Below are 12,626 nucleotides of genomic sequence, written 5' to 3' on the forward strand. Positions count from 1 at the left end.
ATGAAACTGGATGAGCCATAGAGGATTCGAACCTCTGACCCTCTGATTAAAAGTCAGATGCTCTACCAACTGAGCTAATGGCTCATGAAATGGTGCCGGCCAGAGGACTTGAACCCCCAACCTACTGATTACAAGTCAGTTGCTCTACCAGTTGAGCTAGGCCGGCTATTCATTTTTTAAATGGTGGAGGATGACGGGTTCGAACCGCCGACCCCCTGCTTGTAAGGCAGATGCTCTCCCAGCTGAGCTAATCCTCCACATGATTATTATAAAGCCTGGCAACGTCCTACTCTTGCGGAACGTAAGTCCGACTACCATCGGCGCTAAGGAGCTTAACTTCTGTGTTCGGCATGGGAACAGGTGTGACTTCCTTGCTATAGTCACCAGACAAAATAACTTACTCAATGTATGATACATTGTTTGTTATTCAATTACAATAGTTAATTTTACACTATTTTAAAGAATTTCACAAGTTCTTTACTTAGTATTTAATATGTAAATGCTCGTTTTCGACGACTTTTATATAATACTATGTTTTTTTGCTGAAGTCAATAGTTTTCGTAACTTTTATTTAAACATAAATTTATTTCGTATGTATTTGCGTTTACTTAACTCGACTTGAATTATCTTACCATAAGAAATCGAGGTTTACCATACCTTTTTTAGTATATTTTTATATTTAAATAGCATAAATATGCATAATTGTATCTTATTACTTTTATTATTTTCTATTTTAATTCTAAGCCTTTTGTATTTCCTTGTTTCTTGCATAGTTTATATTTGTAAATAAAAAGGATTAAACATCCCAGCTTTTATTTGTAAGCCACAATATTTAATCCTTTATTATTAAGTTGAGCTATATTACTTTTGTCTCATATATGGGAAAAGTAATACGTCTCTAATTGAAGCTGAATCAGTAAGTAGCATGACAAGTCTATCAATACCTATACCTAGACCACCTGTTGGAGGCATACCATATTCTAATGCTTCAATGAAATCTTCATCCATTTCATGCGCTTCGTCATTGCCTTGCTCTTTTTCAACTAATTGTGCTTCAAATCTTTCTCTTTGATCTATCGGATCATTTAATTCTGTAAATGCATTACCATGTTCTCTACCTACAATAAATAATTCAAAGCGATCCGTAAATCTAGGGTCTTCTGGATTTTTCTTTGCTAATGGTGATATTTCAATTGGGTGTCCATATACAAAAGTAGGTTGTATTAATGTTTCTTCAACTTTTTGTTCAAAGAATTCGTTTAAAATATGACCGTATTTCATATTTTCAGTAATTTCAACACCATGCGCTTTAGCCAGTGTTTTTGCCTCTTCATCATTTTGAACATTAAAGAAATCAACGCCTGTAGCTTCTTTGACAGCATCAGCCATATGAACTCGTTTCCAGTTTGATTCTAAGTCAATAACTTCTTCACCATAATTAATTTTTGCAGTACCAAGTACTTTATTAGATATATGTCTAATCATATCTTCTGTTAAGTCCATAATATCGTGATAGTTTGCATATGCTTCGTAGAGTTCGATCATTGTGAACTCTGGATTATGACGTGTAGATACGCCTTCATTTCTAAACACGCGACCAATTTCATATACTTTTTCTAAGCCACCAACAATTAATCGTTTCAAGTGTAATTCTATTGCTATTCTCATATATAATGTAGCATCCAAAGCATTGTGATGTGTTACAAACGGTCTCGCTGCAGCTCCACCAGCAATTTGGTGCATCATTGGAGTTTCTACTTCTAAGAATCCTTGATTGTTTAGGTAATTACGCATTTCTTGTAAGATTTTACTTCTATTAATAAAAGTTTGCGTACTATCTTGGTTTGTTATTAAATCTAAATAACGTTGACGATAGCGTTGTTCAATATCTTGTAAACCATGAAATTTATCTGGTAATGGTCGTAATGCTTTTGTTAGGAGCGTGAATGATTTTGCTTTGACCGACAATTCACCTGTGTTTGTTTTAAACATAACGCCTTCAATACCTACGATATCTCCTAGGTCTGCTGATTTCCATAGTTCAAATTGTTCTTCTCCAACTTGGTCTTTTCTCACATAAATTTGAATTTGGCCTGATAAATCTTGTACGTGTGCAAAACCTGCTTTACCTTTACCACGTTTCGTCATTAGACGTCCTGCAATGCTAACATGACTTTCTGCTTCTTTTTCTTGTAATTCTTCTTTGGAGAATTGATCCCAATCTTCATGCAATGGTGTAGCCATTGAAGTTCGTACAAATTTTCCGCCGAATGGATCGATACCTAAATCGTATAGTTCTTGCATTTTTTGACGACGCACCTGCATTTGGTCGTTCATTTCTTCTGACATAACTTTCTCTCCTTTATACTTCTTATCCAATTTTAATTTTAGCATTAACCTTTTTGTTAGAATTCGAGGAATATCTATCATTGATGATTACCGTATTTTGATTTGTTCCAATCATTTCTAACTTTACCATGACCACCCCATCTTTTAAATACAAAGATGGTATTTGCTTATGTGCTTAGTACCAATTTTTCAACTTTTAATTTTACTAGAGGTCATGAATGTAATAAAGTAATTTAAACTTTAAAATGTTATATCAGTATTATTAATCAATTGTAGATAAAATAATGCTATTGTATTCCCTTTTACATCTACTTAAATATTTTATTAGAGTTAACGATAATACGAAAGGTATTGTTACTCATTTATAATTTGGTAAGTTACTATCCTGTCAATATGATTGAAGAAACAACATGAATTTTACAGTTTTTATATAATAAAACTGAAAGTATACGTATTCAAGTATAGCGCTTTGCTATTCCGCTTCATCATGAAATTTACACACATTTGTTTCCTTACCCTTTATATTGTTTCACTGAATTATCTAACATTACTAAATCTCTAATTTTTTTATTTGTATGAGGTTCAGTAAAATCTGGTGCAATATCATTTAATGGTATGAGCACAAAAGAACGCTCTAACATACGTGGATGCGGTATGATCAAATCATCTTCATCTATGATTTGTTCCTCAAATAATAAAATATCAACATCTAACGTTCTAGGACCCCATCTTATATCTCTCACTCTATGCAACTGTTGTTCTGTTCCTAAACATGCCTTTAATAAATCATGAGGTGTCAGTGATGTTTCTATTTCAATACATTGATTTAAAAATTGCGGTTGCTCAACATATCCAACAGGTTCAGTTTCATAAATTGGTGATGTTTGTGTTACATTGATACCTTCTGTTTCATTTAAAATACGAATTGATTGATCGAGCTGTGCTTTTCTATCTCCAACGTTACTTCCCAAACCTAAGTACGCATATGACATTATAAATTCTCCCTCACTATTTCTACACCTACACCTTCATAATGACCTGGTATAGGGGGATTTTCTTTAGTGATTCTAACTTGCGTTTCCATTACACGATTATAGTGTGAATTTATACGTTTTGCAATACGTTCAGCTAGATGCTCTAATAAATTCACTGGTTCACTTTCCATGATTGATTTCACATCTGCATAAACTTCACCATAGTGAACTGTATCAGTTACTTGATCTGTTTCACCTGCAAGGCTTAAATCGACTTTCATAGTCAAATCAACGATGAATATTTGACCAATTTCATTTTCGGCTGGTAATGCACCGTGATAGCCATAAAACTTCATACCGTTAAGAAATATTGTGTCTTTCATCCTCATTCTCCTTTAAATAATCCATGCTTTGAGCCAAACGGACATTGAGCGCAACGTTATGAACCCTCACACCTTTAACGCCTTTCATTATACCGTATGCAGTAGTAGCTGCAGTTGCTTCATCTCTTTCAATTGCTTGCGTGTCTCGATCTATCATTTCTTTAATAAATCTTTTTCTACTTGTCGCTAGTAGCACAGGATAATCTGTAGCTACTAATTCATCCAAGCGTGCCATTACTTCTTTTTCTTCATCTCTTGTTTTTGCAAAACCAATGCCAGGATCTATCCAAACTTTTTCTTGTGGGATACCTGCCATTTCTGCTTTATTAGCTTGTTTCAATAAATGCACAAGCATTTCATCCACAACAGGCATTGATCTATGACCATCACCATTGTGCATCAATATAATCTCACCTTCATATTTAGATACAACGTCAAAGATTTTTTCATCATATAATCCAGCCCACTGATCATTAATCATTGTAGCGCCTAATTTCATTGCTGCTTCTGCTACTTCACTTCTATATGTATCAATAGACAATTGAACATCTAATTGGCTAAGTGCTTTTACAACAGGGACCACGCGCTGTAATTCTTCAGTAACACTTATTTCCTCATAACCAGGACGTGTTGATATACCACCTACGTCAATCATATCTACACCCTCTTCAATCATTTCTTGCGCTCTTTTGACAGCCTTTTCTACTGAATTATATTTACCGCCATCAGAAAATGAATCAGGTGTTACGTTTAATATGCCCATAATTTTTGTATGTGCCATCGTTACTTTCTTCCTTTCACTATGAAATGACTCATCGTTAGCTTAGTAATCACTATTCTATAATAACGCTAATTTATAAATTTTTCAGTAACCAACGTTCATATCGTCGGAAAATGTAAACTCGTTTATTTCACCCATTTCCACATTTTGTAATTAATAGCTGGTATTCAGACATTTTAATCATTTCGTATTGTACTTTTTCAATTGCTTTAGTTGTCTTTAAAAACTCTACAAACAAAGCATTCACAGAAGTCATAAAAAAATGTCGACAAAGTCAAAAACCTTGTCGACATTTGAAACTGATCATACTTACACATAATCGGTTTTATAAATATATTTTTAATCTTCAAATGAATATAGAGGTGTTGAAAGGTAACGTTCACCATTACTTGGTAATACAGTAACTACTGTTTTACCTTTACCTAAAGATTTGGCTTTTTCTATAGCTGCATAAATTGCTGCACCTGAAGAAATCCCACCTAATATACCTTCTTCTTTAGCAACCTTACGAGACATATCCATCGCTGTTTCATTACCAACTTTTATAACTTCATCATAGATATTCGTATCTAAAGTATCTGGTACAAATCCTGCACCTAAACCTTGAAGTTTATGTGGTCCTGGTTCTCCACCACTTAATACTGGAGAATCTTCAGGTTCAATAGCTACAAGATTAATGTCAGGGTATTTCTCTTTCAATACTTTACCTGCACCAGTTAATGTACCACCAGTGCCAACACCAGCTAAGAATGAATCAATGGTTTTACCTTCAAATTGTTCAACGAGTTCTGGACCAGTTGTCAATTCATGCACACGTGGATTAGCCGGGTTTTCAAATTGTTGTGGTTCATAATAACCAAATTCTTCTTTTAATTCTTTGGCTTTTTTAATTGCACCTTTCATCGCTTCTGATCCTGGTGTTAAAACAACTTCTGCGCCATAAGCTTTTAATAAATTACGACGTTCTTGACTCATTGTTTCTGGCATTGTGAATACTGCTTTATAACCTTTCGCAGCACATACAAAAGCTAAACCAATACCTGTATTACCACTCGTAGGTTCTACAATTGTATCTCCTGGTTTGATTTTTCCTTCTTTCTCTGCCGCTTCAATCATTGCTAACGCGATACGGTCTTTAACAGAACCACCTGGATTTTGATATTCTAATTTCACATAAACATCTGCAGCATTTTCATCCACCACATTGTTCAACTTAACTACTGGCGTATTGCCAATCACTTCAACGACATTATTTACTGGTTTGTTTGTCATAAGTATTGCTCCTTTTCATTAAAAAGTTTAAAACCTACTTTTTCTATCGGATATACTTTATATTTTATCAGATTTTGATTTGAATACAACTAAGAAGATTAAAAATTACAATATTTTTATACTTTATAGTGACTTAAACTTCATTTTAAAGGATTTTTTACATCTTTTCTAATAATTCCTGTAATTCATTTTCTGTATATTGATATTTATTTCTACAGAAGTGGCATTCTGCTTCTGCACCATGATCTTCATTAATCATACTTTCGATTTCAGCTTGGCCTAGTCCTTTAATTGCATTTAAAAACTTTTCGTGACCGCAATTACATTCAAAACTTGCAGGCATTTCTTCTAAAATTTGAACTTCATCTTCACCAAGTATTTCATATAATATTTCTTCTGGAGTTAAACCTTGATCAATTAATTTCGAAACGGGTGTCATGTTGTTGATTGCTGTTTCTAATTTATTGATTGTTTTTTCTTCTGCACCTGGCATCACTTGTATGATAAAACCACCTGCAGCTTTTATAGAGTTATCAGGATTCACTAGTACGCCTAACCCTACAGATGAGGGTACTTGTTCACTTTTTGCAAAGTAGTAAGTAAAATCATCGCCTAATTCACCAGAGACTAGTTCACTTGAACCAGAGAAATAATCTTTCATTCCAACGTCTTTTACTACAGTTAATGCACCATTTGTTCCAACAGCTCTACTAACATCTAATTTTCCTACGTTATTTAGAGGGAAGTGCGTTTGTGGATGCGTCACGTATCCTCTGACATGACCGCTGGCATCTGCATCAGCTATAATTTTTCCGATTGGCCCTTGTCCATCAACTGTAACTGTTAGTTTTTGATCGCCTTTTAACATTGCACCCATCATCAACGTTGCAGTCATTGTTCTGCCAAGTGCTGCGGATGCTGTCGGCCAAGTATAGTGTCTTGTTTGTGCTTCTTGAACACTTTCTGTAGTTAATGCACTATATGCTCTTATCTGTCCTTCATAAGCCAATGCTTTAACAATGTAATCATTTGTCATTTCTTTAATTTCTCCTTTTATTCATTGTAAGTGTTTAAATTGTCTTCTAACTTCTATATAGAATTTTATAATACTTTTTATCAATGCAATTTATTGTACGTGTTCAATCAAAAAATTGCTACATATCTGTTTGTAATTTTATTGATTGATGAATAATAAAAAAGCTTCTTTCCACATCAATATGATAGCAGAAAGAAGCTTTTTGTTCAGTTATTAATTTCTATTGCTTGGATCATTAGGATCACTTGGGTTGCTAGGTTTATCGATATTTGGTGCTTGTTCATGACCTGTCTCTTCTGAGTCGTCATTGTCATGTTCACTTTCTTTGCTTTCTTTATCGATATCTTTTTCCTCTTGTTGGTCTTCTTCTTGTTGTTTTTTACCAACTTCTAGTTGTTCTTTTCGTACATCTTCATATGATTTACCATATTTACCTTCTTTAAATTCACTTTCTTGATCACTTACAACTTCTGCTGCATCGTAATCAACTTCTGGCAATACGCCATCATAGAATAATGAACGAATTTGTTCAGCAACTAATGTCTCTTCTTTTAATAAAGATTCAGCAATTAAAAGTAATTGTGATTTATGTTCTAAAAGAATGTCTTTACAACGTTCGTATTGTTCTTTAATAATACGTTGAACTTCTTTATCAATTTCATACGCAATTTGACCAGAATATTCTGGTTCGCCTTGCATGTCTTTACCTAAGAATACTTGTCCATTGCTGCTACTTGAGAATTGAACAGTACCAAGTTTCTTACTCATACCATATTCAGTAACCATTTGACGTGCGATTTGTGTTGCACGTTCAAAGTCATTTGAAGCACCTGTTGATACTTCGTTGAAATTAATATCTTCAGAAACTCGACCACCTAACAAGCCACAGATCTTATCAAGTAATTCTGGTTCAGTCATTAAGAAGCGATCTTGTTTTGGTAACATCATTGCATAACCACCGGCTTGACCACGTGGTACGATAGTAACCTTATGGACAACCTCTGCTTCATCAAGCACCATACCAATAATAGTATGACCGGCTTCATGGTGTGCAACAATATTACGTTCTTTTTCAGAAATGACACGTGATTTTTTAGCAGGGCCAGCAATCACACGGTCAGTCGCTTCTTCAATATCACGCATATCTATTTTCTTCTTGCCTTCACGTACTGCAACTAATGATGCTTCGTTCAGCAAGTTTTCTAAATCTGCACCAGAGAAACCAGGTGTTCTTTGAGAAACTGCTTTTAAGTCTACTGTTTCATCAAGTGGTTTATTTCGAGCATGAACGTGCAGAATTGCTTCACGTCCTTTTACATCTGGACGTCCAACTTGAATTTGTCTATCAAAACGACCAGGACGTAATAATGCTGGGTCTAAAATATCAGGACGGTTTGTAGCAGCAATCATAATGATACCTTCGTTTTCACCGAAACCATCCATTTCAACTAGTAATTGGTTTAGCGTTTGTTCACGTTCATCGTGACCGCCACCAACACCTGCACCACGTTGACGACCAACTGCATCGATTTCGTCAATAAAGATAATACAAGGTGCATTTTTCTTAGCATTTTCAAATAAGTCACGTACACGGCTTGCACCGACACCTACAAACATCTCAACGAAGTCTGAACCACTGATTGAGAAGAATGGTGTACCAGCTTCACCAGCTACTGCACGAGCTAATAACGTTTTACCTGTACCTGGAGGTCCTACAAGTAAAACACCTTTAGGTATTCTAGAACCCATTTGCTTAAATTGTTTATTATCTTTTAAGAAGTCAACAATTTCTATTAATTCTTGTTTTTCTTCATCTGCGCCAGCTACGTCTGAGAAGCGTACACGTTTTTTCTGACTGTCGTACATTTTAGCTTTGGATTTACCAAAGTTCATCATACGACCGCCGCCACCGCCGCCTCCTTGTGCTTGACTAAGGAAGAAAATAAATAATAAGGCTATGATTAAAACTGGTATTAACGTCGTTAAAATACTTACAAATACGCTTTGCTTTTCTTCTTCTTTAACTGTAAATTTCAATCCATCTTGACTTTGTGCTTTATCTGTTATTTTTTCAAGCTCTTTATCATTATTATATAAAATAGTTGAAGAATAATCTTCATCTTTTTTAGTTTTACCGCTTACCATATATACATTTTGTTCTGGTTGAATTTCTAAGGATTTTAATTCACCTTTATCTAATTGCTTAACAAATTGGTTATATGTAAGCTGTTTTGGCATATTTCCGTTACCATTTAGCCACGAAAACAAGCCAAATATAATAACGCCAATGATTGCGATAACTAGCACGTTACGAAAGGCTTTCTGCATGCGTCGTTTCCTCCTACTTCAATAATAAAACTAACAAAAATTGTAACACAATACACAAGTTTTGGGCTAGTAATTCTACTTTTGTATGTACGTTACAGTTCTTGTTGTTTTTATACTTTTATATTTTTGATATACAAACATTTTACATATACTTTATGATTAATCCCTTAAATGATTTACGTATATGTTCGCGTATTTTATCAATATATTATGTATATCGACTCATTTAATATGATTACGTTTTACAGTATATAACAATATTTCATACGATTAAATTGTACTGCTTACTTTGAATAAATTTCTGGTTTAAGCGTTCCAATATATGGTAAATTTCTATAATTTTCAGCATAATCTAATCCATAGCCAACTACGAATTCATCTGGAATTTTTTTACCTACATATTTTGCTTCGATATCTGCTTTACGGCGATTCGGTTTGTCTAACAATGTCACAATTTCTAGTGAATTGACTTTTCTTGATTCCAATAATTCAGTTATTGATTTTAATGTTGTCCCAGTTTCTAAAATATCTTCAATAATCAAAATGTCTTTCCCTTCTATTGAAGCGCTTAAGTCTTTAAGTATTTGTACTTCTCCTGTTGATTCAGTACCGCCATGATAACTAGAAACATCCATAAAATCGATGGCTAAATGCGTTCCAATATGTTTAATAAGGTCTGTCATAAACATTACTGAACCTTTCAAAATACCTATACAAACAAGTGGTTTACCGGCATATGCTTCAGTAATCTTTGCACCCAAGTCTTTACAAATTTGTTCTATTTCTTCTTCATCTATTAATATTTCCTTTAAATCATCTCGCATAATTTCATTCCTCTCCCGTATTTCGTATGAAAATAGTATCTTTATATTCATTATTCAAATATAACGTACCTACAGCAATAATTGCTTCATCTGCATTAACTAAAATTGGTAATTGGTTACGTTCAGTTTGTATCACTTTATGATCAATCAGTAATCGACTTACTTTTTTGTGTCCTTTTATCCCATTTAGTTTGAATTTATCACCATTATTTCTAGTTCTAATAACTAACGGATAATCATCTTCCGGAAAATCATCTGTTATACTAATTCTATAATGACCATAATGATATAAACCTGGCTGCAAAATTTTAGTTGGCATAAGAAATTTATCATAATTTGCCATTATTATAAATTTATCATAAGCGATATAAATATTCCATTTATCCGTTGTATATATTGTGCATTGAGTAACTTTGCTTTCGAGTTGCTGAAACCAAGATTCATACATTTTTTCAGTCATTGGTGCTGTTATCTGTAATTTTGAAAATATTTTATCTAATATTATGATTTTAATATTATGGTTCAAATTTGAAAATGCAACTCTTGGAATGACTATTTCATCTTTATCAGCATTTTCGTGAACATGAGTTTCTATAAAATGTAACGCATGGTCATGTAATTCTTGCAGTTGTATATCATGCCAATCTTTCAATTTTAGTAGCTGTTTTGTCGATAAATGTCGGTTGTCGTCAATAGCAGGTAAAATACGATTACGAATATCGTTTCTAACATAAAGATTTTCAGCATTGGTCTCGTCTTCATAATAAGGTACTTCATAACTTTGCTGATAGTTTCGAATGTCTGCTTTTGTTGTTTCTAACAATGGTTTACACAACATATAGGCACTTCGTGAAGTCAGATATGACATACCTAAACTACTTCGAGTTGAACGACCAGTCATCAATCGATAAAAGATAGTTTCAATTTGATCGTCTTGATGGTGAGCGGTTAATAAAACGTCTGCATCCAACTCCACCATCATAGTATCAAACCACTGATATCGTTCATTTCTCGCAATATTTTCAATGCTATTCCCCTGTTCAATAACTTCTGATAAATCTAAATGATGCACGAACAACGGAATCTGATAAAACTCACAATATTTTCTTATAAATGTTTCTTCTTCTTGTGCAATATCACGAATATTATGATTCACATGTAAGCAAGTTAATTTTCTATACGATTGGGATAATGGATGAATTAAGTTGTGTAATAATACCATGCTATCAATCCCGGTTGAAACGGCTAACACAATGTGTTGTTCTTTATTCCAACCATCAGCATTAACTTCTATCATAGCTTACCTCCTATGTCACAATACGAAATTTTTTTACATGCACCTTGTAATGTCTGTGAACAACAAAAAATAGACTGTTTCCTTAAGTAAGAAAACAGTCATTTATTGTCAAAGTCACACGTCGTTAAAATGATATTAAATGTTGTATTTGAGCAATTAATTTAAGTTCTCTTTGGAACAGTCTTATTTTATATATTTTAGCGTCTAGCGCCTTTTCCACCACGTCTAGATTCCGTTTGACGCTTAATAGAAGTCAATTTATCTTCACTATCTTTTAAGAAGTTTGTTAATTTCTTTTCAAAGTCCTCACCTTTAGGTTGAGTTTGTTTATGATTTGGTTTGTTTTGAGGTCTACGCGGACGATCTTTTGCTTTTTTGATTGACAAACTAATTTTTCCATCATCAGCAATTGATAGTACTTTAACTTCAACTTCATCACCAACAGATAAGTGATCTTCTACGTTTTCAACGTAGTTATCTGCAACTTCACTTATGTGAACTAAGCCACTCTTTCCTTCTGGAAGTTCGACGAAAGCGCCAAACTTTTTGATTCCAGTGACTTTACCTTTAAGCTTGTTTCCTACTTCGATTGACATATTATAAATAAATCCTCCCGATTCGTTTCGATTTTAACCCTATTATATGCCTGTTTGCATAAATTAACAATGGTATAATGATGCAAAAAATTAAATTCACTTATTTATCATCATTTTGCGCCTTAGATTTGGTGTCAGATTTATTTTCTCCGGGCAATTTGAAAATAACTTCCCCATCATTACTTAGATAGTAATCATCACGTGCAACTTTTTCAATATAATCTTTATCATTTAGATTATTTAATTGTTCTTTTAGTGCTAATTCTTCATCTTGTTGCTTTTGATACTTTTGTTCTTTTTGTTGGCGCTCGACTGCATCGTCATTGTTACTTTGTTTTTGAGTGACAAGCATGATGGATAAAATGATAATAATCAGTAGTAAAAGACCACCGAATAAAGTGATACGTTTACGAACAACACGCTTCCTCATTTGTTTGTGTTGCTTTTTTTTGTTTTCTGCTGAAGTATACGTATTGCCTATATTTTCAACTTTTTTATTCATTTGCTTGTCACCTCCCGTTCCTATATTTCACTTACTTTTTCTTCTTTAATGAGTTCATACATGCCCTTTGCATTTTCTTTTGTTGCATGTTCACTCAATCCCGTAACTTTGATTGTTACAACTTTTTGACCAAATCGGATAACAAGCTCATCCGATTCTTTTACATCGGTACCTGCTTTAGCAACTACACCGTTTACAGTAATACGTCCTTGATCACTGATCTCTTTAGCTAAAGTGCGACGTTTTACTAATCTTGACACTTTGAGATATTTGTCTAATCTCAT

At 33.7% G+C, this 12,626-nt stretch carries 12 protein-coding genes, 3 tRNA genes and 1 rRNA gene; all 16 read right to left on the reverse strand.

Annotated elements, in window-relative coordinates; translation table 11 throughout:
• Window positions 1-11: 11 nt before the first annotated feature.
• Window positions 12-84, reverse strand: a tRNA-Lys gene (locus AB1J10_RS12005).
• Between the two features lie 6 nt (window positions 85-90).
• Window positions 91-166, reverse strand: a tRNA-Thr gene (locus tag AB1J10_RS12010).
• Window positions 167-181: 15 nt separating this feature from the next.
• Window positions 182-257 (reverse strand) — tRNA-Val (locus AB1J10_RS12015).
• A 16-nt stretch (window positions 258-273) separates the two neighbouring features.
• A 5S ribosomal RNA gene (rrf, locus tag AB1J10_RS12020) occupies window positions 274-388 on the reverse strand.
• A 473-nt stretch (window positions 389-861) separates the two neighbouring features.
• Window positions 862-2,349: a lysine--tRNA ligase gene (lysS, locus tag AB1J10_RS12025; protein WP_070039635.1), complete on the reverse strand. Its 1,488-nt coding sequence runs from the start codon at window positions 2,347-2,349 to the stop codon at window positions 862-864.
• 512 nt (window positions 2,350-2,861) lie between these two features.
• Window positions 2,862-3,341 carry a 2-amino-4-hydroxy-6-hydroxymethyldihydropteridine diphosphokinase gene (gene folK / locus AB1J10_RS12030; protein ID WP_046206542.1) on the reverse strand — a complete coding sequence of 160 codons (480 nt, stop codon included), beginning with the start codon at window positions 3,339-3,341 and terminating at the stop codon, window positions 2,862-2,864.
• Window positions 3,341-3,706: a dihydroneopterin aldolase gene (folB, locus tag AB1J10_RS12035; RefSeq protein ID WP_046206543.1), complete on the reverse strand. Its 366-nt coding sequence runs from the start codon at window positions 3,704-3,706 to the stop codon at window positions 3,341-3,343. The genes folK and folB overlap by 1 nt, the downstream gene beginning before the upstream one ends.
• The gene (gene folP, locus AB1J10_RS12040) at window positions 3,684-4,487 is read right to left on the reverse strand and encodes a dihydropteroate synthase (protein ID WP_070657446.1); all 804 of its coding nucleotides are present in this window, start codon (window positions 4,485-4,487) and stop codon (window positions 3,684-3,686) included. The genes folB and folP overlap by 23 nt, the downstream gene beginning before the upstream one ends.
• Before the next feature lie 339 nt (window positions 4,488-4,826).
• Complete coding sequence (gene cysK, locus AB1J10_RS12045) at window positions 4,827-5,759, reverse strand: cysteine synthase A (RefSeq protein WP_046206545.1); 933 nt, start codon at window positions 5,757-5,759, stop codon at window positions 4,827-4,829.
• Between the two features lie 157 nt (window positions 5,760-5,916).
• Entirely contained in the window at window positions 5,917-6,795 is an 879-nt protein-coding gene (hslO, locus tag AB1J10_RS12050; RefSeq protein WP_070039631.1) for an Hsp33 family molecular chaperone HslO, read from the reverse strand.
• Window positions 6,796-7,008: 213 nt separating this feature from the next.
• The gene (gene ftsH / locus AB1J10_RS12055; protein ID WP_046206547.1) at window positions 7,009-9,123 is read right to left on the reverse strand and encodes an ATP-dependent zinc metalloprotease FtsH; all 2,115 of its coding nucleotides are present in this window, start codon (window positions 9,121-9,123) and stop codon (window positions 7,009-7,011) included.
• Window positions 9,124-9,407: 284 nt separating this feature from the next.
• Window positions 9,408-9,947, reverse strand: a complete 540-nt coding sequence (gene hpt / locus AB1J10_RS12060) for a hypoxanthine phosphoribosyltransferase (RefSeq protein WP_046206548.1) — start codon at window positions 9,945-9,947, stop codon at window positions 9,408-9,410.
• Window positions 9,948-9,951: 4 nt separating this feature from the next.
• Window positions 9,952-11,244: a tRNA lysidine(34) synthetase TilS gene (tilS, locus tag AB1J10_RS12065; RefSeq protein ID WP_186821104.1), complete on the reverse strand. Its 1,293-nt coding sequence runs from the start codon at window positions 11,242-11,244 to the stop codon at window positions 9,952-9,954.
• 197 nt (window positions 11,245-11,441) lie between these two features.
• Window positions 11,442-11,840 (reverse strand): S1 domain-containing RNA-binding protein, encoded by a 399-nt coding sequence (locus AB1J10_RS12070; protein WP_046206549.1) that lies wholly within the window; start codon window positions 11,838-11,840, stop codon window positions 11,442-11,444.
• Window positions 11,841-11,940: 100 nt separating this feature from the next.
• Window positions 11,941-12,342 (reverse strand): FtsB family cell division protein, encoded by a 402-nt coding sequence (locus AB1J10_RS12075; protein ID WP_046206550.1) that lies wholly within the window; start codon window positions 12,340-12,342, stop codon window positions 11,941-11,943.
• Between the two features lie 20 nt (window positions 12,343-12,362).
• Entirely contained in the window at window positions 12,363-12,626 is a 264-nt protein-coding gene (locus tag AB1J10_RS12080) for an RNA-binding S4 domain-containing protein (RefSeq protein ID WP_046206575.1), read from the reverse strand.

The sequence above is a fragment of the Staphylococcus cohnii species complex 1663 genome (assembly GCF_041008415.1).
Lineage (GTDB): Bacteria > Bacillota > Bacilli > Staphylococcales > Staphylococcaceae > Staphylococcus > Staphylococcus ureilyticus.